15 protein-coding genes are annotated in these 24,781 nt (G+C 34.6%); 13 read left to right on the top strand and 2 right to left on the bottom strand.

All coding sequences use genetic code 11. The features are described from left to right. Positions 1–123 precede the first annotated feature (123 nt). Entirely contained in the window at positions 124–354 is a 231-nt protein-coding gene (locus A3SG_RS0111035; protein ID WP_157485425.1) for a hypothetical protein, read from the top strand. A 2,297-nt stretch (positions 355–2,651) separates the two neighbouring features. Beyond that, positions 2,652–4,271: an amidase gene (locus A3SG_RS0111020; protein WP_016990077.1), complete on the top strand. Its 1,620-nt coding sequence runs from the start codon at positions 2,652–2,654 to the stop codon at positions 4,269–4,271. A 679-nt stretch (positions 4,272–4,950) separates the two neighbouring features. On the opposite strand, the gene msrB is transcribed toward A3SG_RS0111020, so the two are convergent. Together msrB and A3SG_RS0111005 are read right to left on the bottom strand one after the other, a co-directional pair. Then, positions 4,951–5,337 carry a peptide-methionine (R)-S-oxide reductase MsrB gene (gene msrB, locus A3SG_RS0111010; RefSeq protein WP_016990075.1) on the bottom strand — a complete coding sequence of 129 codons (387 nt, stop codon included), beginning with the start codon at positions 5,335–5,337 and terminating at the stop codon, positions 4,951–4,953. Positions 5,338–5,364: 27 nt separating this feature from the next. Then, the gene (locus tag A3SG_RS0111005; RefSeq protein ID WP_016990074.1) at positions 5,365–6,231 is read right to left on the bottom strand and encodes an alpha/beta fold hydrolase; all 867 of its coding nucleotides are present in this window, start codon (positions 6,229–6,231) and stop codon (positions 5,365–5,367) included. Positions 6,232–6,418: 187 nt separating this feature from the next. Between A3SG_RS0111005 and A3SG_RS0111000 the strand changes: the two genes are divergently transcribed. From A3SG_RS0111000 to rpsA, 11 genes are all read left to right on the top strand, one after another. Next, positions 6,419–7,840 (top strand): glycogen synthase, encoded by a 1,422-nt coding sequence (locus A3SG_RS0111000; protein ID WP_016990073.1) that lies wholly within the window; start codon positions 6,419–6,421, stop codon positions 7,838–7,840. Continuing rightward, positions 7,837–9,117, top strand: a complete 1,281-nt coding sequence (locus A3SG_RS0110995) for a glucose-1-phosphate adenylyltransferase (RefSeq protein ID WP_016990072.1) — start codon at positions 7,837–7,839, stop codon at positions 9,115–9,117. The genes A3SG_RS0111000 and A3SG_RS0110995 overlap by 4 nt, the downstream gene beginning before the upstream one ends. A gap of 59 nt (positions 9,118–9,176) precedes the next feature. Next, complete coding sequence (gene glgB / locus A3SG_RS0110990) at positions 9,177–11,084, top strand: 1,4-alpha-glucan branching protein GlgB (RefSeq protein WP_016990071.1); 1,908 nt, start codon at positions 9,177–9,179, stop codon at positions 11,082–11,084. 204 nt (positions 11,085–11,288) lie between these two features. Continuing rightward, complete coding sequence (locus A3SG_RS0110985; protein ID WP_029596752.1) at positions 11,289–13,688, top strand: glycoside hydrolase family 31 protein; 2,400 nt, start codon at positions 11,289–11,291, stop codon at positions 13,686–13,688. 89 nt (positions 13,689–13,777) lie between these two features. After that, the gene (locus A3SG_RS0110980) at positions 13,778–14,596 is read left to right on the top strand and encodes a M48 family metallopeptidase (RefSeq protein ID WP_016990069.1); all 819 of its coding nucleotides are present in this window, start codon (positions 13,778–13,780) and stop codon (positions 14,594–14,596) included. A gap of 143 nt (positions 14,597–14,739) precedes the next feature. Continuing rightward, positions 14,740–16,050: an MFS transporter gene (locus tag A3SG_RS0110975; RefSeq protein WP_016990068.1), complete on the top strand. Its 1,311-nt coding sequence runs from the start codon at positions 14,740–14,742 to the stop codon at positions 16,048–16,050. A gap of 247 nt (positions 16,051–16,297) precedes the next feature. Further along, positions 16,298–18,748, top strand: coding sequence for an endopeptidase La (lon, locus tag A3SG_RS0110970; RefSeq protein ID WP_016990067.1), 2,451 nt, complete (start codon positions 16,298–16,300; stop codon positions 18,746–18,748). Positions 18,749–18,919: 171 nt separating this feature from the next. Further along, a complete protein-coding gene (gene porQ / locus A3SG_RS0110960) occupies positions 18,920–19,939 on the top strand; it encodes a type IX secretion system protein PorQ (protein ID WP_016990066.1) in 1,020 nt (339 codons plus the stop codon). A 7-nt stretch (positions 19,940–19,946) separates the two neighbouring features. Next, positions 19,947–20,642, top strand: coding sequence for a (d)CMP kinase (gene cmk, locus A3SG_RS0110955; RefSeq protein WP_016990065.1), 696 nt, complete (start codon positions 19,947–19,949; stop codon positions 20,640–20,642). Positions 20,643–20,711: 69 nt separating this feature from the next. Continuing rightward, positions 20,712–22,094 (top strand): nucleoside permease, encoded by a 1,383-nt coding sequence (locus tag A3SG_RS0110950; protein WP_016990064.1) that lies wholly within the window; start codon positions 20,712–20,714, stop codon positions 22,092–22,094. Positions 22,095–22,494: 400 nt separating this feature from the next. Beyond that, the gene (rpsA, locus tag A3SG_RS0110945) at positions 22,495–24,273 is read left to right on the top strand and encodes a 30S ribosomal protein S1 (protein ID WP_016990063.1); all 1,779 of its coding nucleotides are present in this window, start codon (positions 22,495–22,497) and stop codon (positions 24,271–24,273) included. Positions 24,274–24,781 lie beyond the last annotated feature (508 nt).

Raw genomic sequence — 24,781 nt, 5'->3', positions numbered from 1 at the left:
ATAGACTGGTCTTGCATTGTCTCTTTTACAATTAAAATTCTCTAATAGCTGACTTTGTTTAGTAGCGCTAGGTCAGGTTCACACAACATTACAATTGCAAAAATCAGCACAAACGGAATTTTAATGCTTCGCCTTTGTGTCTTAATTATAGAGTTAGAGGTTGCATTGTGGCAACGTGGATTTAAAATTCCGTTGGCAATGAAATATGTTAAGAAAGGACATTTTGGTTCTTCGCAATTTGGAAAATTCATTTTTCAGGAATTTGAAAAAGATCAAAGTAATACCATTTTTGCGGCAGTTTGGAGCTTTTATATCCCTGATGGTGGAGTCTATCGCATTGAGAAGATAGGATGATTTCTGTTGCAGACTTATTTGTTATTAATTCCAAAGTGCTACTCAATGTCATTTATGATAGAACAAACGACATTTTACACCGGGGTTCCAACGTTAGGGCTATCTATGAGGACGCTTAGACAAGATGATCATTTATTGTCTATTTGAAGTATATTTAGTCTTGGATTTTGAAAATAACGGGGAACAAAAATTTGTTTTACACACGAAGCGGTTGACTATTTTTAGATTCTGAAAAGGAAATTTTAAAAAATGTTTCTCTTTATGATTTCAAAAAAATTGAACAAGCCTATTTAATTAAAAGAATGAGCAATGCTATAAAAGATGGGTTTGAGTCGAAACATTTTTAGCTTAATTTCAATATTAACGCGACTGGAATTGTATTTTATGAAATGGTTAGACATAAAAATTCATTCTGGAGTGGGGTAAAATTGGTATTTTCGAAATTAATGCCGCTAGAAAAATAATTTATTATATACCAAAACAGAGCGTAAAATTTGAGATTGTTCCAAACGATAAATTTGTAGAGACGATTGCTTGTGCCAGTGTTTGAGTGTATGACGATGTCCATAATCTTGAAAGGACGCATTATTAAAAATTCGAAAAAAATACGCCGTAGTATATTGTACAAATTCTAAATAACAAGGACATGACTTATCTTTTGTCTGTTCTTAATCGGTTGTATTTTTATCAAAACAATCAGTTTCAACCGTATTTAGCTGATGGTATTGATAAGAAAATAAATGTAGACATATTACGGTAAATGATAAAGGACAACTTATATTAGTTGCAGAATTTGGAAATATACTTATTGTGGACGATAGTGTTGCTTTTAAAGTATTGCAAAACATTAATAAGGTTAATTTAACCGGTAAAACAATTTTTTTCTTAGAAGCTTAGATGGATTGTATTGTCATAGGAACGGAAAAGGGTGTCAACATATATCAAAATGGTTGCTACCACTTTATTGATAATGATCGAGGTTTAAAAGATTGTAATTTTAATGCTTCCTAAATTAAAGATAATCAATTGTGGCTGGGGACAAAAAAAAGGCTATTATACAATTGACCTAGATAAACCTTTAAGAGAATAAATCACCGTTTCAGGTATTGACATAACTAAGATAGTAGTCATTAATATTCCGGCCAGTCCATCTAGTGATAAATGATTTAACTATTCTTCTAAAAAGATTGTTTGTGATTATCAGCAGAATTCCTTTTTAACAGATTTTGTTCGCAATAGATATCCATTTCCGTACAAGTTTAAATTTCGTTATTTTAGAAAGTCTAATAACAGATGGAGCACTTATAGTGATAAAACAAACTTATTTTTGCCGTGTTTACCTTTTGATAATTATGTTGTAGAAGTAGAAGTTTTTGATTTAAATGTAGGTAAATCTAGTGTTTTTAAATTGTTATATATTTGTGTGGAACCAACATTTCGGCTACGCTGGTAGTTTACCGCTCTAATAATTTTATTTATACCAGGTATCTTATTTTATGTAGGTGCGCGAAGAAAGATTACGGCAAAAGAGAAAGTAAACAAGGAGAAACAAATAACAGAAGCTAAATTTGAAGCATAGTCTAACCCGATGATTCCTCACTTTATCTACAATACCTTAACTTCTATACAAGATTTTGTAGGGGGTACATGACGAACACAATTCTTCTTTGTACCTTAGTGAGTTTGCAGGATTGAGGCGAAAAATTTTAAATAATTCACCAAAGTAAACTATCACAATCGAAGAAGAAGTATAATATTTAAGCAGTTATATCGATATTAAGAATAGTCGTTTTAAAGACCGTGTTGCAATTGAAATTTTTATTGATCCTTCAATTGATATGAAGGTATTAGAAATTCCACCTATGGTAATTCAGCCTTTTGTGGAAAATGTTTTTGTTCACGCTTTTAATGAATTTCATGTTTAACTAAAACTTAATTTATCTTTTGAAATGGTTGATAGTGGGATTTTAGAATGTAAAATTAGTGATAACGGAATAGGCTTAAATACATATAAACAATCTAAATTCTACGTTTCAAGAGGTATTGGTTTGGCTCGAGAGCGATTCATTTTATTACAATCTTCAAATATGAATTCAATTCGCATTCATTTTACAGAGAATGACGGCACAATGATTCCAGTACTATTACTTATTTGTAAGATTAGCTAGTTTGGGCTATGATACTACATTGATGTACGGTATACCAATTATTTTTTCTGACAGTGAATTTTAATTAAAAATTATGTACTACTTTAGAGACTTTAATTTTTATCAATAATTGCTCAAACAACTTCATCAATGAAAAGAAGAACTTTTTTAACTACAACAACTATGGCTTCTGCGGGTCTTAGTACTTTTTTAATTTCGGGGTGCTCTAATGTAACAAAAAACGAAGCATCGGATGTAGTTGCCGATGTTGCAGTTGCATTTGAACTTGAAGAAGAAACGATTAACAGCTTACGTGAAAAGTTATCTTCTGGTAAATACACTTCAGAACAATTAGTACAATTGTATCTAAACCGTATTGATACAATAGATAAAAACGGACTCGAATTACATTCGATTATAGAAATAAATTCGGAAGCTCTAGCTATTGCAAAGGTAATGGATACCGAGATGAAAGCGGGTAAATTAAGAGGTCCTTTACACGGTATACCGGTTGTAATAAAAGATAATATCGACACGGCTGACAAAATGCAAACTACCGCCGGGTCGCTTGCTTTGGAAGGGAATATTGCTTCGAAAGATGCTTTTGTAGTAAATAGGCTCAGGGAAGCGGGTGCCATCATTATTGGTAAAGCAAACTTAAGTGAATGGGCAAATTTTCGTTCCACTCAGTCCTGCTCCGGATGGAGCAGTAGAGGTGGACAAACAAAAAATCCTTATATTTTAGATCATAATCCATGTGGCTCCAGTGCGGGTTCTGCGGTTGCAGTGGCAGCAAATCTTTGCGTCGTGGCTGTGGGCACTGAAACGGATGGCTCTGTGGTTTGTCCTTCTGCGGTCAGTGGTATCGTAGGTATTAAGCCCACAGTTGGGTTAGTCAGCAGATCTGGAATTATTCCAATATCGCATACTCAAGATACGGCTGGACCAATGGCAAGGACAGTTGAAGATGCTGCTATTTTACTTGGGGTACTGGCAGGAATTGATTCTAATGACTCTGTTACCAATGAAAGTAAAGGAAAAGGGCGAACAGATTATACTAAATTCTTAGATGCAAAGTCATTACAAGGGAAAAGAATTGGGGTGGAGAGAAAACCCCAAGGCCAAAATCAGTTTATGCATGCATTGCAAAAGAAAGCGATTGATTTGCTTAAAAAGCAAGGGGCAACGGTCATTGAAATAGATTATTTAGATAAAATCAATGAGTTAGGAGCCGCTGAATTTGAAGTGATGCAGTACGAATTCAAAGCTGGAGTCAACAAGTACTTGGCTACTGCAAACGCAAAAGTAAAAACATTAAAGGAGGTTATTGATTTCAATATTGCGAATGAAGACAAGGCGATGCCTTATTTTAAACAGGAAACGTTAATAAGTTCGAATGAAAAGAAAGGGCTTGATGACAAAAATTATATTGAAGCATTAAATAAAAGCCATTTTGGTTCCAAGAAAATTTTGGATGATGTAATCAAAGAAAATCGACTTGATGCAATTTGCGGATTAACGATGGGACCTGCATGCAGTATCGACAACATATATGGAGACCGTTGGGGAGATGTATTTTTGACAACTCCGGCAGCTGCAAGTGGCTATCCTCATATTACCGTGCCTTGCGGCAAAGTATATGAATTACCAATAGGTTTTTCATTCTTCGGGACAGCCTATTCTGAACCTGAATTAATTGGAATGGCTTATGCTTACGAACAAGCTTCAAATCAGAGAATCACGCCCAGCTTCAAAAAATCCTTTTTGTAAAAAGAGTTGGTGAAAAGAAACCTACGGCAAATAACGGTATGAATACCTGTTATTTGTCATGGTACTCTTGAATGTATTTTTACTTTTTCGTCAATGCCTATTGTAAGCTTTCCTCATATTACAATAACTGCTCTGTATATTTCGGCAATCCTGAACTTCATGTCAATCTTTTCATTATCACCGCTCAATTTTGCAATTTTTATTTGTACTATTTTACATATTTTATTAATCGGACATTCGGAGCGTTTGGGTTGTGGTCTGCATGTTTTTTCGCATAGAAAAGAAATCGCCATTTCTATTTCTCCTCATATTCTTATGGTAAGACCTTTTATAGTGGCCAAACCTCATATTGTAAAGGGATTGTTCTCGTCTTGCTAAATGGTTTTTGCGATTTCCAGTTACCAATTAGCTTTGGTAACAAAATTTTTAACTTTGGAGATATTGGGAATTAACGTATCTATTTTCGAAACGGCAAGACTTTCTATATTTGGATATATTTCGAAGCGAGATGGTACTATTTTATGAACATTGTCATCATAATCTTGTTCTAAAAAATAACCATCACTAAAAGCTATTATTAATTGTTATTGTTTAACGGATGTTTCCTTCCTTTATATTTTTTCAGAACAGCTTCTAATTTGCATGAAGTCATTTGAATATCCAATTAATCTATTTGTTATTATTTGAAATCGATTGATATTGAGTTCACGCAATAGCGTTGACCAGTAGCAGTTGGTCCATCATTGAACAAATGTCCTAAATGACTGCCGCAATTAGCACAAACTATTTCGGTACGTATCATTCCATGCGTTTTATCTAAGACATATTTTACTTTTTCGGGTATTGAGTCATCAAACGAAGGCCAACCGCAGTGTGCGTCAAACTTTGAAGTGCTTTCAAATAATGGTTCTGAACAGGCGCCACAACAATAAGTGCCTTGTTCATAATGTAAATTATAAGTTCCGGTGTGTGGCCGTTCTGTTCCTTTTTCACGCAAGACGCGGTATTTTTCTTCTCCAAGGTCTTCTTTCCATTGACCTTCGGATTTTTCTAACGGATATTTCATTGTGTAGAATTTTTATTGGATTAATAATTATTTAGCGGTCACGAATTGAACCGTTCTTTTAACGACCTCGGAATCACCTAAAATTTTTCGGTGCCCCAAACCTTCTGTTAATAGGAGTTCGCCATTTTTTAAATGATCGTAAATGTGTTGGCCTGCTTTTACAGGAACTTCAGGATCATCTTTATCATGAATCACCAAAACAGGTATAGTAATTTCTTTAGCTGCTTGATAAGCAGAGTAATCATTCATTTTTTCGCCATACTTTTTTTCGAAATGAAGTCTTAAACCAGTGGCAAAACTTGGCTTTAGTTGCAATTTAGCAATAAAATCTTCAATAATATCTTGAACAATATCCCCACTTCCTATAATTACGGCAGTATTTAATTTTAGTCCTTTTTTTATTGCATTTAAGATTGACATTCCTCCCAGAGAATGGCCGACAGCCGACTCAAAAGGACCGTACTGTTTTTCGATTTCCATAATAGCAGCGATAAAATCAGTCATGATACTTTGATTACCAGGTGATTTACCATGTGCGGGAGCATCAAAACTAATGGTAGAATAACCTGATTTTACTAATGCATCTGCTATTTTTACTAATTGCGTGCCTCGTCCTGACCAACCATGAACTAGCAAAACTTTCTTGTCACTTTGGCCATATTGATAAACAACTACCGTTTTGTTTATAGCAGGAATATGTAGTGTTTTTTGGTCACTTATTTGTTCCATTTCAAATTCCCTTTTAGGAATGGTGTGTTTTATGGGTGTTGTAAACAATTTTGCGGCAAACAATATGGTGAGTTTAGACGAAATAAAAGAGATAAATTTACTGGTAAGTAGAATAGGCTTAGGAATTTTCAATGATTGTGTATGAATGGAAGTTTTTTTTGTCATATTGATAAATTTTGGGGACTCCTTTTATTTGATATAATTTTCACTAAATTTAGGAAAGCATAAAAGTAGTATATTTAATAAAGTTTTAATGTCAACTGAAGCATTTACATTAAAGAAAGAATGGTCCTAATAAAAAAAGGATTTTTCAATGCCGATAGATAATTTGAAGAGAAACAAAATTTAATAAATGGAAATATTTCATATTAGCGCAGAGTGTTATCCCGTAGCAAAAGTGGGTGGTTTAGCAGATGTTGTTGGCGCATTACCAAAATACCAGAATAAAGCCGGTCATCTGGCAAGAGTTGTGATCCCTTGTTATGACACCAAATTTAAAAAGGAAAATAAATTTGAATGTGTTCATTGGGGGTTTGTAAAATTGGGGAAATTCGATTTTTCATTTAATGTACTCAAGGAAACAACGGATAAATTAGGATTTGAGTTATACCTTATTGAAATTCCCGAATTATTTGATAGAAAAGAAGTATACGGATACAAAGATGATATTGAGCGATTTTTATCTTTTCAAATAGCAACTTTAGATTGGATAACTGGCCGGGATGAAATGCCGGACGTTATCAATTGCCACGACCATCATACAGGTTTGATTCCATTTATGATGTTGTATTGTGCTAAATACAACAAATTACAAAATATACCGTCCATGATTACCATTCATAATGGATTATATCAAGGACAATTTGGATTTGATAAACTACATTATTTGCCGGAATTTGATTTAGCCCATGTGAATGTTTTAGAATGGGATCAATGCATTAATTCATTGGCTGTAGGAATAAAGTGCGCTTGGGCAGTGACGACCGTTTCCCCAAATTATTTGAATGAAATTAATCATTCAGCGAATGGATTAGAATCGCTGTTTAATACGGTACGCTATAAATCAAAGGGTATATTAAACGGAATCGATACGGAAGTCTGGGATCCGTCCACGGATAAAATGTTAGAAAAAAATTATTCCGTTGAAAACTTTGAGAAAGGCAAACAACAGAATAAAAAGATATTATGTACTTTATTTAATCTAGACCCTGAAAAGCCACTGTTTAGTTTTATTGGGCGCTTATTAGAAGAAAAAGGAGGCGATTTATTACCACAGGCATCGGCTTTAGCGTTGTCCGAAAATTATAAAGAAATTAACATTCTGATTTTAGGCTCCGGAAATCGAGAGATAGAAGACCAATTAAACAGTTTATTGGTGGATTATAAGGGAAATTACAACACGTTTATTGGATATAACGAAGAGTTGGCTCATCTAATTTATGCAGGAGCTGATTTTCTATTGATGCCATCAAGGGTCGAACCTTGTGGACTGAACCAAATGTACTCGCTACGCTATGGTACAATTCCTATTGTAAAAAAGACAGGAGGCTTAAAAGATACGGTAAATGATTTTGGAGACAACGGCAACGGGATCAGTCATGATCAATCTTCCGTTGGAGACATCTGTTACTCCATCCAAAGGGCAATTAATCTGTATAAAAATAAAGAACATTTAAATATGATTCGCAATACAGGAATGAAAACAGACCATTCTTGGGAAAAAGCATGTCAGGAATATATAGAGGTGTATAATTTAATAATTAACAAAATATGAAAGCTAAGAAGAAAAATGTTGTTGCAATTATTTTAGGAGGAGGTCAAGGATCAAGACTATATCCACTGACTGAATCTAGGTCTAAGCCTGCAGTTCCAATAGGAGGAAAATATAGATTAGTGGATATTCCTATTTCAAACTGTATGAACTCAGATATTTATAGAATGTTTGTATTGACACAGTTTAATTCAGCTTCTTTAAATGCTCATATAAAAAACACCTATAACTTCAGTGTTTTTAGCCATGCTTTTGTTGATATCTTGGCTGCAGAACAAACTCCCGATAATCCAACGTGGTTTCAAGGGACATCTGATGCAGTGCGACAATGTATGCCTCACTTTTTGAATCATGATTTTGATTATGCTTTAATACTTTCCGGAGATCAATTATATCAAATGGACTTCAACGAAATGATTGAAGAACATATCAAACATGAAGCAGATATAACAATTGCCACTTTACCGGTCAACGCTAAGGATGCTCCCGAATTTGGAATTTTAAAAACAAATGACAAGAGCTGTATAGAATCTTTTATTGAAAAACCAGCTAAGGAACTTTTACCGGAATGGAAGTCAGATGTAAGTGACCAAATGAAGAGTGAAGGAAAGGATTATTTAGCTTCAATGGGTATTTACATATTCAATCGCGAGCTTTTAATCGAATTAATGGCTAACCCTGACACTAAGGATTTTGGGAAAGAAATTATCCCGCAAGCAGTTGGAAATAAAAAGATACTAAGCTACCAATACGAGGGATATTGGACTGATATTGGTAATATTGATTCTTTTTTTGAGGCTAATATCGGCTTGACGGATGATGTGCCTAAATTTAATTTATTTGATTACGATAATAAAATTTACACGAGACCTCGTTTATTACCTCCTTCTAAATTTAAAAATACAATGATTGAGAAATCGTTAATTTCTGAAGGTTGTATACTGAATGCAAAGGAAATTAAACAATCTGTTATAGGCATTCGATCAAGAATAGGAGAAGGGACGGTCATTCAAAACTGTTACGTCATGGGTAATGATTTTTATCAGAGTATTGATGATATGAATGCGGACATTAAAAACAATAAACTATTGATTGGTATTGGAGAAAGATGTTTTATCAGTCACGCTATAGTTGATAAAAATTGTAGAATCGGTAACGATGTCTATGTCAATGGAGGCGAGCATTTAGAAGATGTTTCACATAATTTATATGCAATAAAGGATGGGATTGTTGTGATAAAAAAAGGCGCTGTCTTACCAGATAATTATGTAATTAATTAAGCGATTAATACTTTTTTTAACATCAATATTCTATTTATTTAGAATCATACAAGCACTATATGAGTAAAGTTATCACGCATTCTCTTCTTACTGATTTTGACATCGACTTATTTAAAGCTGGAAAACATTACAGACTATATGATAAACTTGGAGCGCATCTGATTGAATTAGATGGTGTAAAAGGCGTTTATTTTGCTGTTTGGGCTCCCACTGCCCATTCTGTATCTGTTGTAGGAGATTTTAATTTTTGGACGCAAGGGGAACATCTGCTTCAGGTAAGATGGGATTCTTCTGGCATCTGGGAAGGGTTTATTCCAAATATTGAAAAAGGGACCACCTATAAATATAAGATAGAATCTAATAATGGCGGAATTGTCACTGAAAAAGCAGATCCTTTTGCTTTCTATTGTGAACAGCCACCGCATACCGCATCTGTAGTTTGGGATCTCGATTACAAATGGGACGATAACAAATGGATGGAGAATCGTCAGGATCATAATGCGCTGGACAAACCGTACTCCGTGTATGAAGTTCATTTGGGGTCCTGGAAACGCCATGAAGAAGATAATCGATTTCTGACTTATCTTGAATTTGCCGAAGATCTAGTTGCTTATGTAAAAGAAACCGGATTTACGCATGTTGAGTTTATGCCCATCATGGAGTATCCATATGATCCTTCATGGGGTTATCAGCTCGTGGGTTATTTTGCACCGACGTCCCGTTTTGGGCAGCCACAGGAATTTATGGTTCTGGTAGATCGATTGCATCAGGCCGGAATCGGAGTAATTCTGGACTGGGTTCCTTCTCATTTCCCTGATGACGCCCATGGTTTAGGGTTCTTTGACGGCTCCAATCTTTTTGAACATCCGGATCGTAAAAAAGGATATCATCCAGACTGGAAAAGTTTAGTCTTTAATTATGGTCGAAATGAAGTGCGTTCCTTTTTAATCAGTAATGCACTGTTTTGGTTGCAACATTACCATGCAGACGCTCTTCGTGTAGATGCAGTAGCTTCAATGTTGTATTTAGATTATTCAAGAGAAGAAGGAGAATGGGAGCCTAATATTTATGGTGGAAGAGAAAATCTGGATACTATAAGTTTTTTAAAAGAATTCAACGAAGCGGTATACTCTAATTTTGAAGGGGTCCAAACAATTGCTGAAGAAAGTACCTCATTTCCTATGGTGTCGCGACCAACCTCTATTGGTGGCTTAGGGTTTGGGATGAAATGGATGATGGGCTGGATGCACGATACTTTAGAATATTTTCAAAAAGATACCGTGTACAGAAAGTACCATCAAAATGATTTGACTTTTTCCTCAACCTATGTTTTTTCAGAAAATTTCATGTTACCGCTTTCACATGATGAAGTGGTGTATGGTAAAAAATCGATCCTTGGCAGAATGCCTGGTGATGAATGGCAAAAATTCGCAAATTTACGACTGCTATATGGTTATATGTTTACACATCCTGGAACAAAATTACTGTTTATGGGATGTGAATTTGGTCAAAGTGCCGAATGGAATTTTGAAGGTAGTCTTGATTGGCATTTAAATCAGTATCCGTATCATGAAGGGATAAAAAAGTTGATTACAGATCTAAATGGTTTGTATAAAACGGAGCCGGCATTATATGAAAAGCAATTTAGCCCTGATGGATTCGAATGGATTAATTATTCAGACCATCAAAATGCAGTGATATCTTTTATCCGTAAAGGAGTCAAGGTAAAAGACGATGTAATTGTTGTTTGTAATTTTACCGAGGTAATTCGTGAAAATTATCGGATAGGTATTCCAAGAAAAGGGAAGCTTAAAGTCATTTTTAATAGTGATGCAAAAATTTATGGTGGTAGTGGAATAAAGAATCCCGTTAAAATGCCCATCGAAGCGGCACCGTATGACGGACGGGACTATTCAATAGAACTAACATTACCTCCCTTGGCCGTAACAGTCTTTAAGGTAATGTAAAATTTTAAATCGATAAAGGCAGTGTTTTTATTGCTTTATTTCCAATGGTACAAACAGTATTGATTTCGTGAGTTTCTACTGTTTGTTTCTTTTATTAACACTGTTATAACGATTGCGTGAATAAAATTATTTTTTAGGTAAGCGAATATAGTTTTTTTGTATGTTTGGGCACAAATAAACGGCTTAATATTAATAAGATATAAGATGATTACAAATACAGAATTAGAATTCAAAGGCGATTTATATCCATCAAAAATCGTTTCTTTTGAACATGATGTTGATTCAGTATATTTTAATACGGACAACAGTGTAGTTTTAAAAGTTACAGTATTAAGAGACAGTTTAATACGTTTTCGATACACCACAAAAGGATATTTCAGTAATGACTTTTCCTATGCTATTGATAAAAGTCATTCGCATGGATACAATTTTCTTGCGGTTACTGAAGAAGCGGAGTATTATCAAATACAAACCAGCAAAGTAAAATGTGTTATTCAAAAGATCGATATGAGAGTATCTATTTTTGATTTAAACGGAAATGTTTTACTTGAAGATGAATTGGGTTTCCATTGGGAAGAAAGTTATGAGTACGGCGGGAATATCGTTAAAATGAGTAAGGCTTCTAAAGATGGAGAATGTTTTTACGGCCTTGGTGATAAAGCGACCCAAATGAATTTAAAAGGGAAAAGATTAGAAAATTTTGCCACTGATCAATATGCGTTTCAGAAAGATCAAGAACCTTTATACAAAGTAGTTCCCTTTTATATTGGGTTACAAAATAAGCAAGCGTACGGTATTTTCTTTGATAATACATTTAGAACTTTCTTTGATTTTTGTCACGAAAGAAGGAATGTAACCAGTTTCTGGTCAGAAGGAGGGGAGATGAATTATTATTTCATCTATGGACCTAAAATGGAGGATGTGGTCACTAGCTATACTGATTTGACCGGTAAACCAGAATTACCACCACTATGGGCTTTAGGGTATCACCAATGTAAATGGAGTTATTATCCAGAGAGCAACGTAAAAGAAATTACAGCAAAATTTAGAGAATTAAAAATACCATGCGATGCCATTTATTTGGACATTGATTATATGGAAGGGTTTCGATGTTTTACCTGGAACAAGGAATATTTTCCTGACCCAAAAAGAATGGTCGCAGAATTAGCAGAAGATGGTTTTAAAACGGTTGTGATCATTGATCCAGGAATTAAGATCGATAAGGAATACTCAGTCTATAAAGAGGCTTTAGAAAAAGATTATTTCTGTAAACGTGCTGACGGTCCTTATATGAAGGGAAAAGTTTGGCCAGGAGAATGCAATTTCCCGGACTACACTAATCCCGAAGTCAGAGAATGGTGGGCAGGCTTATTTAAAGAATTAATATCTGATATCGGTGTAAAAGGAGTTTGGAATGATATGAATGAGCCTGCAGTAATGGAGGTTCCAAATAAAACGTTCCCGATGGATGTTCGTCATGATTATGACGGAAACCCTTGTAGTCATAGAAAAGCACATAATATTTATGGTACACAGATGGCGAGAGCAACATATCATGGAGTAAAAAGATTTGCTTATCCAAAAAGACCTTTTATCATAACGCGATCTGCTTATGCAGGAGCACAGCGGTATAGTTCTTCATGGACAGGCGATAATGTCGCCACTTGGGAGCATTTATGGATTGCAAACATACAAGTGCAAAGGATGTCCATTTCCGGAATGGGCTTTACCGGTTCGGATATCGGTGGATTTGCAGAACAACCTTCGGGGGAGTTGTACGCGCGCTGGATTCAATTGGGTGTTTTTCATCCATTTTGTAGAACACACTCTTCGGGGGATCATGGTAATCAAGAGCCGTGGGCATTCGATAAAGAAGTTATTGATATTACCAGAAAGTTTGTCAACCTTCGTTACCAGCTATTACCGTACTTATATACTATGTTTTGGCAATATATCGAAGAGGGAATCCCTATGCTTAAACCATTAGTATACTATGATCAAAATGATATACAAACACATTATAGAAATGACGAGTTTATTTTTGGAAACCAAATTTTAGTATGCCCTATTTTGGAAGCTAATGCTATAGGTAGAAGAATGTATGTTCCTCGTGGACAATGGTATAATTACTGGACCAATGATTTTGTAACTGGAGGGAAGGAAATTTGGGTTGACACTAAATACGACGAAATTCCAGTGTTTGTAAAAGCGGGTGCTATTATTCCGAAATATCCCGTTCAGCAATATGTGGGCGAATTAGAGTTTGATGAATTGACCTTAGATTTGTATTATAAAGAAGGAAAAGAGAAGTCTGTAGTTTATGAAGATGCACAAGACGGCTATGATTATAAAAAAGGGAGGTTTAGTTTCTTAACTTTTCAAGTAAAAGGAAAAGAAAAAGAACTTAATGTCCAATTACATAAAGAAGGTAAATACGATACTAATTATAGTAAGTATAAGATAAATCTGATTGGATTTCCTTTTAAGGTTAAAAGTATAGAAATTGACAATGAGGAAATTCTATTTGACAGTGCCAAGTTTGAAGAAGATAACTATCTTATTGTGGCGAAGGAATTTAATGTTTTACATATCATAGGAGAATAAAAAAACAAAAATGTTGAAACATTTGTATTTTAATTTTATAATTTAAACTTAGACTATTATCGTATTTTTGTTAATATAAAAACAGAATCATGAAAAAACATTCAATATTAGTAGGCATCTTCTCTGTGGGATTACTAGTCTCTTGTGCAGTAAATCCTTTAACGGGTAAGAAAACATTAAATCTTGTTTCAAATAGCGAACTTTTTCCAACCTCTTTCGCAGAGTACGGAACTTTTTTAAAAGAAAATAAAGTAATTACGGGAACTACTGACGCAAGAAGAGTAGAATCTGTGGGAATAAAAATAAAATTGGCAGCCGAAAAATACTTGAATTATTTAGGGCAAAAGCAGTATTTAGATGGCTATCAATGGGAATATAAGCTAGTCGATAGTAAAGATGTAAACGCTTGGTGTATGCCAGGAGGAAAGATTGTAGTTTATTCTGGAATTTTACCTATCACTCGAGATGATGCTGGTTTAGCTACTGTAATGGGTCATGAAGTTTCTCATGCGTTAGCAAATCATGGAGCACAGCGAATGAGTGTAGGACAACTGCAACAGTTAGGTGCTGTTGGAGTTGCTGTAGCAACTGGTAATAAAAGTGCTGAAAATCAGCAAATATGGCAACAAGCTTATGGCGTGACAACACAGTATGGTGGAATGCTTCCTTTTAGTAGAAATCATGAAACAGAAGCTGACAAAATAGGATTGGTCTTGATGGCAATAGCAGGATATAATCCAGAAGAAGCAATTGCTTTTTGGACTAGAATGGCTGCAAATTCTAACGGCCAAGCTCCGCCAGAGTTTCTCAGTACGCATCCATCGGATGCTACAAGAATAGCAAATTTAAAAGCAATGATTCCGGAGGCTAAAGCGACTGCTGCAAAATTTGGAATGATCTATAAATAATAATTTATATTTACGTTAAATAAAAAAGCCAATTCAGTTGAATTGGCTTTTTGGCATTAGCAAAAGATCAAGTTGTGAATATTCCCGATATTTTATATGTTTGCTATAAAAAATAGATAAATTCGTATAAAAATAATTAGATAATGGTATTACAAAAAGGGGATAAAAAGCTAATCAATGCATGGGCTTTTTATGATTGGGCCAACTCCGTCTACAGTTTAGTTATTGCTACTGCCGTTTTTCCCATTTACTATGAAGCGGTAACCAGCGGCAATAATGGAATGGTACAATTTCTTGGACGTGACTTTAATAATTCGTCTTTATTATCATACTCTTTATCGTTTTCTTTTTTGATAGTAGCTTTGATGTCACCCATTCTGTCGGGAATAGCTGATTATACTGGAAATAAGAAACGATTCATGCAGTTCTTTTGTTATCTGGGGTCTTTTTCCGTAATGAGCTTGTTCTTTTTTAAGGGGCAAGATACCTTGTGGATTGGAGTTTTAGGTACCATTTTAGCAAGTATAGGTTTTTGGGGAAGTATTGTTTTTTATAATTCGTATTTGCCGGAAATTGCTTTTCCTGAACAGCACGACAGGGTAAGCGCCAAGGGTTTTATGTTTGGCTACGCGGGGTCTCTCCTTTTACTGGCTTTTAATTTAACCATGGTCATGATGCCGGAATGGTACGGAATATCAGATGCTTCTTTGCCCGCGCGTATTTCTTTTTTATCGGTTGGTATTTGGTGGATTGGTTTTGCACAAATTACTTTTTATCATCTTCCCAATAATGTTTTTCATAAGAAACCGGAAAAGGACTATATTTTCAAAGGATTTAGAGAGCTTAAAGTTGTTTTAAATAACTTAAAAGATTTGAAAGGTTTAAAACAATTTCTTATTGCTTTTTTTCTTTATAGCATAGGAGTTCAAACTGTAATATTATTAGCGGGACTTTTTGGAAAAAAGGAATTAGGTATTGATACCAGTAAATTAATAATTATCATTTTATTGATAAATGTAGTAGCTATTCTTGGAGCTTATTTATTTTCGCGACTATCAGAGAAAATTGGTAACATCAATACGTTGAAAATTACAATAGTAATTTGGGGTTTTATTTGTGTTGCAGCTTATTTACTAGATGCTAAAAGTAAGTTCATTGACATCCAATTTTATGCCCTTGGAGGCACGATAGGAATGGTTTTGGGGGCAATTCAGTCCTTATCTCGCTCTACTTACTCAAAATTATTGCCAGACACCAAAGAGCATGCTACATATTTTAGCTTTTTTGATGTAACAGAAAAAATTGCGATAGTAGCTGGGACATTTGTTTTTGGATTTGTCGCCGCAATAACGAATTCAATGAGAAATTCATTTTTCATTCTGGCTATTTTCTTTTTAATGAGCTTTGTAGTCCTTAGTTTTATGAAAAAGACTGAAGTAGAAGAAGTCATTTAATTGATACTGAAATAAATATTACCTAAGAGGTGTTGAACGCCTCTATTTTTAGAATTAAATACTACTTAACTGACAGAAATCACTGGTAATACCTTGATTATTTTGTAAAATGGCATAGAGATTGCATTTTTAATATAAGTAATAAATATGGAGGTTTAATGTTGGTTTTAATCCAATTTAAACTGCTGATAGCATATATTTATTAGCAACACGAAAATTTTTAATGACAAAAAGACTCAAAAACAATATGTCGAATCATAAAATACATACTATTGACAATCTGTCACTACAAGAATATGACTCAGAAGCTGAATTAATACCATTATTGACTCCAGAAGACGAGGAAGAAATGATTAATGAAGAATTACCTGATTCGTTACCTATTTTACCATTACGTAACATGGTTTTATTTCCCGGTGTTGTAATTCCCATTACTGCCGGTCGTGATAAATCCATTAAGTTGATTAATGACGCAAATGCGGCAGGAAAAATAATAGGTGTCGTGGCTCAAAAAAATGAGTCGGATGCAGACCCTACTAAAGACGATATTCATACTATTGGTACCGTAGCCAGAATTTTGCGCGTTTTAAAAATGCCTGATGGAAATACTACTGTAATTCTTCAAGGGAAAAAACGTTTTGAAATTGACACGGTTACTTCTGAAGATCCGTATCTGACTGCCAGTATTAAAGATTTTCCTGAGCATAGACCCGAACAAGCAGATACAGAGTTTTTAGCTATTCTTGAATCCATAAAAGAATTAGCAATCCAGATTATAAAAGAAAGTCCAAACATTCCTACTGAAGCAACATTTGCTATTAAGAATATTGAAAGTCAATCTTTCCTGATCAATTTTGTCACTTCAAACATGAACTTATCTGTTAAAGAAAAGCAAGATTTATTAGCGATTAATGATTTGAAAGAAAGAGCATTGGAAACACTTCGTTATATGAATATTGAGTTGCAAAAACTCGAGTTAAAAAACGATATCCAGTCGAAAGTTCGTTTTGATTTAGATCAACAACAAAGAGAATATTTTCTTCATCAACAAATGAAAACGATCCAGGAAGAACTGGGTGGTAATACGCAAGAAGAAGAGATCGATGAAATGTTAGCCAAAGCGAAGGATAAAAAATGGGATGAAAAAACCAAAAAGCATTTCGAAAAAGAATTATCGAAGATGCGCCGCATGAATCCGCAGGCTCCTGATTTTGGGATTCAAAGAAACTATTTGGATTTGTTTTTAGAGTTACCTTGGAACGTCTATTCAAAAGATAATTTTGATTTAAAACGTGCTGAAAAAATCTTGGATAGAGATCATTTTGGTTTAGAAGAGGTAAAGAAAAGAATGATAGAGCATTTGGCAGTTTTAAAATTGCGTAATGACATGAAATCACCAATTATCTGTTTGACAGGACCTCCAGGTGTGGGTAAAACCTCAATTGGTAGATCAGTTGCAGAGGCTTTGGGTAGAGAATATGTGCGTATTTCTCTTGGAGGTTTGCGTGATGAATCTGAAATTAGAGGGCATAGAAAAACCTATATAGGTGCGATGCCGGGAAGAATTCTTCAGAGTTTGAAGAAAGCGGGTACATCAAATCCTGTATTTGTTTTAGATGAGATTGATAAATTATCCATTAGTAGTCAAGGTGATCCTTCATCTGCTTTGCTAGAAGTATTGGATCCCGAGCAAAACAATTCTTTTTATGACAATTTCTTAGAAATGGGATATGACTTATCAAAAGTAATGTTTATTGCCACATCAAATACGATGTCATCTATTCAACCGGCACTAAGAGACCGTATGGAGATCATAAAGATGTCTGGATATACTATTGAAGAGAAAGTGGAAATAGCACGTCAGCATTTGCTTCCAAGGCAATTAAAAGAACATGGCTTAACTTCTAAAGATTTGACCTTCGGGAAAAAGCAATTGGAAAAAATTGTGGAAGGATATACCCGTGAGTCAGGCGTTCGTGGATTAGAAGCAAAAATCGCGCAAGTGATTCGAAATGCAGCAAAGTCAGTTGCCATGGAAGAGGAGTACAATAAGAAAGTAACCGAAGAGGACGTAATAAGAGTACTTGGAGTTCCAAGATTAGAAAGAGACAAATATGAAAGCAATGACGTTGCTGGAGTAGTGACTGGATTAGCTTGGACAAGTGTAGGTGGTGATATTCTTTTTATTGAGTCTTTGATTTCACCGGGGAAAGGATCGATGACAATTACTGGAAATTTAGGTACAGTAATGAAAGAGTCAGCAACAATTGCTTTAGAATATATTAAAGCCAATGCGAAACTGATGGGTTTAAATCCTGAAATTATATCTAATTATAACATCCATTTACATGTACCGGAAGGGGCAACACCTAAGGATGGACCAAGCGCAGGTATAGCGATGTTGACCTCTTTAGTTTCTGTCTTTACGCAAAAAAGAGTGAAGAAAAATATGGCAATGACAGGGGAGATTACCTTGAGAGGAAAAGTATTGCCTGTAGGAGGAATCAAGGAGAAAATCTTGGCGGCTAAGCGTGCCAATATTAAAGAGATCATTCTTTGTCACGAAAACAAAAGTGATATTGATGAAATTAAACCAGAATATATTCAAGGTCTTACTTTTCATTATGTCAAGGAAATGGGTGATGTTTTGAAAATCGCCATTACAGATCAAAAGGTTAAAAATGCCAAAGTGTTGTAAGTAAAATAGTTTCAACAAAATAATTAATTCCAAAATCAACGCCTAATGTAATTAAGCGATGATTTTGGAATTTTATTTGCTTGGAATTTGAAGATACAAAAGGGGTGTTTATTACCATTATAATTTTATCTTCGCAATTGCGTTTTATTTTGTTAAATATAGATCCACAGTATGTTCAAAAAACTTTTATTATACTCGTTTTTTCTTGTTTGTACTGTAACATACAGTCAAATAGGAGGCAAGTATACCTATCAGTTTTTAAATTTAGTAACCTCTCCAAGACAAGCTGCGCTTGGCGGTAAAACCATTACTATTTATGATGATGACGTGAATCAGGTTAATTTTAACCCCGCAACTATAAATGTTGAAATGGATAATCATTTGGCATTAAATTACGGTAGTTATTTTGGAGAAGTGACCTACGGTACAGCTTCTTATGCTTACACTTATGATCGTCATTTGCAAACCTTTCAGGCCGGAGTGAATTATGTGAATTACGGTAGTTTTGAAGGGTATGATGAATCAGGGCAGGCTACCACTTCATTCACGGGAAGTGAAATCGCACTTTCTGCTGGTTACGCATATACTATCCCATACACGACTATTCACATTGGAGCAAATGCAAAATTAATTTCTTCAACACTCGAAAGTTACAATTCATTAGGAGGAGCAATTGATATTGGCGCTATTTTTATTGACGAAAGAAATGACGTTAATTGGGGCTTGGTAATAAGGAATATAGGGACGCAATTTAGGACTTACTCTGAGGTTCGGGAAAAATTACCATTAGAAGTAATCCTTGGTGTTTCCCAAGAATTAGAGCATGTTCCCCTTCGATGGCATCTGACATTAGAGAATTTGCAACAATGGAATATTGCTTTTTCAAATCCAGTAAGAGGGGAAATGTCGCTTGATGGGACTTCTGCGGAGGAAAAAATATCATTTGTCAATAATGCTTTGCGCCATGTTATTTTTGGAGTAGAACTTTTTCCTCAAAAATCCTTTAATCTGAGATTGGGATATAATTTTAGAAGAGCAGAAGAATTACGTATTCTGGAACAGCGCAATTTCTCCGGGGTTTCACTTGGCTTTGGATTAAAATTCAATAAATTAAAATTTAATTACTCCTACTCAAGATATACTTTGGCAGGAAATACAAGTCTATTTGGTTTAACAATTAACTTTCAATAATACTATTTTGAACAAAAAAATTACAATTGCAATTGATGGATTTTCATCCACAGGGAAAAGTACCTTAGCGAAACAACTAGCCAATAATTTAGGTTACGTTTATGTCGATACCGGAGCCATGTATCGTGCTGTAGCGTTATTTGCTATGCAAAATGGGTGTATTGGAAATGAATATTTTGACAAAGAGGCTTTAGTAAATAGCTTACCAACCATCCGGCTTCAATTCCGATACAATCCTGAAATGGGCTTTGCCGAAATGTATTTGAATGATACCAATGTAGAAAAGGACATCAGAAATATCGAAGTGTCTAGTTTTGTAAGTAAAGTGGCTACGATTACAGAAGTACGAGCAAAATTAGTGGAACAACAAAAGGCAATGGGAAAAGATAAAGGAATTGTCATGGACGGTAGAGATATAGGAACCGTTGTTTTCCCAGATGCTGAACTTAAGATATTCATGACTGCGAACGGAACTACTAGAGCAAAAAGACGTTACGATGAATTGCTGGCAAAAGGGAATGCAGTTACTTTTGAAGAGGTGCTTAAAAACGTGGAAGAGCGAGATTATATTGATACCCATAGAGATAACTCACCATTGGTACTTGCAGAAGACGCAATCGAGATTGACAATTCGCATCTTACCCGCGAAGAACAATTTGAGATTGTATTGGGGTTGGTAAATGAAGTTACTAAAACAGAATAATTTTTTGTATTTATCATTTTTAATACTAGTTTTACTGCTTTTGTTATTTAAAATATAAGAATTCATTTTATGGGAATTAAAAATAGATTGACGGTAATGAGTTTTCTTCAATTCTTTGTTTGGGGGGCTTGGCTGATTACAATTGCAAATTACTGGTTTGGGACGATGCAGTGGGACGGAACGCAGTTTGGCCTTGTTTTTGGAACTATGGGAATTGCTTCTTTATTTATGCCAACATTAACTGGGATCATTGCTGATCGATGGATCAATGCTGAAAAACTATATGGAGCGTTACATATTTTATATGGAGTGGTTTTATTTTTCATCCCGCAAGTTGCAACACCTGAAACATTTATTTATGTAATGCTTTTGGCAATGTGTTTTTATATGCCAACAATTGCTTTAAGTAACTCGATTTCTTTTACCGCGCTAAAATTAAATAATAAAGATTTAATTAAAGACTTTCCACCGATAAGGGTTTGGGGAACAATAGGTTTTATAGCGGCAATGTGGATTACTAACTTAACGGGGAATAAAGCGACGGCGTATCAATTTTATATCGCGGGTTTATCTGCGCTTCTTCTTGGTCTGTATGCGTTTACCTTACCAAAATGTAAGCCAGAAAGATTGTCTAAAGAAAATGCTTCACTAATGGAAACATTAGGATTAGAATCCTTTAAGTTCTTTGCAGATTATAAAATGGCTTTATTTTTTATTTTCTCTATGTTTTTAGGAGGTGCGCTGCAATTGACTAATGCGTACGGAGATGTTTTCTTGGATGAATTTAAATATTTTCCAAAATATGCCGATTCCTTTGTGGTTGAATATTCAACCATTATAATGTCAATTTCTCAAATTTCAGAGACCTTATTTATTCTTGCGATTCCTTTTTTTCTAAGACGTTTTGGTATTAAGCAAGTTATGTTGATTAGTATGTTAGCATGGGTATTGCGTTTTGGATTATTTGCCTATGGAAACCCAACAGATGGTTTATGGATGATCATCATGTCTTGTGTGGTTTATGGAATGGCATTTGACTTCTTTAATATCTCAGGATCTTTGTTTGTTGAAACCAATACAGAACCAAAAAACCGTTCGTCAGCACAAGGGTTATTCATGATGATGACCAATGGATTTGGAGCAGTTTTAGGAAGTTTTACTTCAGGATGGGCTATTGATAAATATTTTACAAAGTCATTTAATAGTGCGAATGATTTGGCTAGTTTTCTTGAAACAGAAGCAACGAACCCTAAAATGTTGAATTTCATCAAAAACCAAGGTAGTTTAATTTCTACTGACGGGCTACTGACTAAAGAAATTTTCATGAAGGACTGGCATACAATTTGGTTGGCCTTCGCGGTTTATGCTTTGATTATCGCCATCGCTTTTGCTGTCTTGTTTAAGCACAAACACAATCCGGAGGTTGTTGCTGCTGCCGTGAGTAATCATTAATTAAATAGTTATAAATGATAGTATCCGATTAGCCTGGTGCCAATGGGATTTTTCATTAGTAACACTAGTAGTATTCTATAGCCCTGATGAAGCCGATATCCTCGTAATAAAATGAAGAGATAAAGGCGAGAGCAGGAGAGAACTTGACTAAAAATCACTTTGTTTATGCTTCTGAAAAACAACTACTTATATTAATTTAATGTTAAATAAGTGTACGTCGTCTTTTAATTAGTCATCAGCTTGTTATTTATTTTGTAGTTAAGTAAAAAAGCATTAATTTTGCAAACCCTATGGTGAGTAGGAGTTTCATTTGGGTATCAATTAATTATACAAACAACTTCTGTTGTTTTCTGTCACATAAAGAAACTCGAGAGAACACAGAATACAAATTTTTATCAGCATGTCTGAACAAGTACAATCACAAGAAGAGTTTTTAGCAAATTTTAACTGGCACAACTTTGAAGAAGGTATTGATCCAGTTAATCAAGAAAACTTAAAAGAGTTTGAAGAACTAGTTACAAAAACATTTATTTCTACTGATCAAGAAGAAGTAGTTGATGGAACAGTTGTTAGAATTACAGATAGAGACGTTATCGTTGATATCAACGCGAAATCGGAAGGTGTTATTTCACTAAACGAATTCCGTTACAACCCAGCATTAAAAGTTGGTGATACTGTAGAAGTATTAATTGACATCCGTGAGGATAAAACAGGTCAGTTAGTATTATCTCACAGAAAAGCACGTACTATCAAGTCATGGGATAGAGTTATTTCTGCAAACGAAACAGGAGAAATCGTTAATGGTTTTGTAAAATGCAGAACTAAAGGTGGTATGATCGTTGATGTTTTCGGAATTGAAGCTTTCTTACCAGGATCTCAAATTGATGTTAAGCCAATTAGAGATTATGATGTATATGTAAACAAAACAATGGAATTCAAAGTGGTAAAAATCAACCACGAATTTAAAAACGTTGTTGTATCACACAAAGCGCTTATTGAAGCGGATATTGAAGTACAGAAAAAAGAAATCATCGGTCAATTACAAAAAGGACAAGTATTAGAAGGTGTTGTGAAAAACATTACCTCTTATGGTGTCTTTATTGACTTAGGTGGAGTTGATGGATTAATTCACATTACTGACCTTTCTTGGAGTCGTATTAACCACCCAAGTGAAGTTCTTGAATTAGATCAAAAATTAAACGTTGTAATCCTTGATTTCGATGACGAGAAAACAAGAATTCAATTAGGATTGAAACAATTAAACGCTCATCCTTGGGATGCTTTAGATGCTAAATTAGCAATTGGAGATAAAGTAAAAGGTAAAGTAGTTGTAATCGCCGATTACGGTGCATTTATCGAAGTTGCTGAAGGTGTTGAAGGTTTGATTCACGTTTCTGAAATGTCTTGGTCTACTCATTTACGTTCTGCTCAAGATTTCGTAAAAGTAGGTGATATTGTTGAAGCTCAAATCTTAACATTAGATAGAGATGACCGTAAAATGTCATTAGGTATCAAGCAATTATCTCAAGATCCTTGGACAGATATTACATCTAAATACCCAGTAGGTTCTAAGCATTCTGGTATCGTTAGAAACTTTACAAACTTCGGAATTTTCGTAGAATTAGAAGAAGGAATTGACGGATTGATTTATATCTCTGACCTATCTTGGACTAAGAAAATCAAGCATCCATCAGAATTTGTAAATGTTGGAGAGAAACTTGATGTAGTAGTATTAGAGTTAGATGTTGACGGACGTAAATTATCTTTAGGTCACAAACAAACTACTCCCAATCCTTGGGATCAATACGAAGGTTCATTTGCTGTTGGGACTGTCCACACAGGTGAAATCGCTGAGATCGTTGACAAAGGAGCTACTGTAGAATTCGGCGATGATGTCGTTGCGTTCATTCCTACTCGTCACCTTGAAAAAGAAGACGGTAAGAAATTGAAAAAAGGCGAAACTGCTGATTTCAAAGTTATCGAATTTAACAAAGAATTCAAAAGAGTAGTTGCATCTCACACTGCTATCTTCCGTGAAGAAGAAGAAAAAAATGTGAAAACTGCTACTGAGAAAACTTCATCTGCATCTGCAACAAATGCTTCTGCTTCTACTTTAGGAGACAGCACAGATGTTCTTGCAGCATTGAAAGCTAAAATGGAAAAGACAGAGAAAAAATAATTTCTTAATCTTTCTTAAATAGTAAAGCCCCACAGCAATGTGGGGCTTTTTTTATGTGTTTTTTTTTGGAGCTTTTTCCTGCTATTCATTACAATCTTTTTCTGGGGTATTTAGTTCATAATTATGAACTAAATACCCCAGAAAAAGGATTTTCATTGCTATCAGGGCTAGGCTAATTGTTTCCGAATGACATGGTTATTTTAAAATTATATTTTGCAATATGACAGTCCGTTACTTGTACTAATAAAATAATTAGCCTGTGTATTAAACAGATTTCACCTGATTAGCACAGATAAAATTAATGTAACTATTGAGACTAATAAAAAAAACGACACAAATTACACGAATTAACACGAATTCAAGATGAAAATTCATTCTAATTTCAACAAAAAAATAATATCACAATATAATTTGTGGAAATTTGTGTTTCTTTTCTTTAAATGCTACTATAGTTTTGCGGAGGCTGAATAGTTATAAATTTATAAAATCGATTATTATCCGTGTTATC

The organism is Flavobacterium sp. ACAM 123 (assembly GCF_000264055.1).
Classification (GTDB): domain Bacteria; phylum Bacteroidota; class Bacteroidia; order Flavobacteriales; family Flavobacteriaceae; genus Flavobacterium.
This window is presented reverse-complemented; position numbering and strand designations above follow the sequence as displayed.

Coding starts and splice junctions, on each gene's coding strand:
- A3SG_RS0111035 (WP_157485425.1), top strand. CDS start 124: ATGCTTCGCCTTTGTGTCTTAATTATAGAGTTAGAGGTTGCATTGTGG.
- A3SG_RS0111020 (WP_016990077.1), top strand. CDS start 2,652: ATGAAAAGAAGAACTTTTTTAACTACAACAACTATGGCTTCTGCGGGT.
- msrB (WP_016990075.1), bottom strand. CDS start 5,337: ATGAAATATCCGTTAGAAAAATCCGAAGGTCAATGGAAAGAAGACCTT.
- A3SG_RS0111005 (WP_016990074.1), bottom strand. CDS start 6,231: ATGACAAAAAAAACTTCCATTCATACACAATCATTGAAAATTCCTAAG.
- A3SG_RS0111000 (WP_016990073.1), top strand. CDS start 6,419: ATGGAAATATTTCATATTAGCGCAGAGTGTTATCCCGTAGCAAAAGTG.
- A3SG_RS0110995 (WP_016990072.1), top strand. CDS start 7,837: ATGAAAGCTAAGAAGAAAAATGTTGTTGCAATTATTTTAGGAGGAGGT.
- glgB (WP_016990071.1), top strand. CDS start 9,177: ATGAGTAAAGTTATCACGCATTCTCTTCTTACTGATTTTGACATCGAC.
- A3SG_RS0110985 (WP_029596752.1), top strand. CDS start 11,289: ATGATTACAAATACAGAATTAGAATTCAAAGGCGATTTATATCCATCA.
- A3SG_RS0110980 (WP_016990069.1), top strand. CDS start 13,778: ATGAAAAAACATTCAATATTAGTAGGCATCTTCTCTGTGGGATTACTA.
- A3SG_RS0110975 (WP_016990068.1), top strand. CDS start 14,740: ATGGTATTACAAAAAGGGGATAAAAAGCTAATCAATGCATGGGCTTTT.
- lon (WP_016990067.1), top strand. CDS start 16,298: ATGTCGAATCATAAAATACATACTATTGACAATCTGTCACTACAAGAA.
- porQ (WP_016990066.1), top strand. CDS start 18,920: ATGTTCAAAAAACTTTTATTATACTCGTTTTTTCTTGTTTGTACTGTA.
- A3SG_RS0110950 (WP_016990064.1), top strand. CDS start 20,712: ATGGGAATTAAAAATAGATTGACGGTAATGAGTTTTCTTCAATTCTTT.
- rpsA (WP_016990063.1), top strand. CDS start 22,495: ATGTCTGAACAAGTACAATCACAAGAAGAGTTTTTAGCAAATTTTAAC.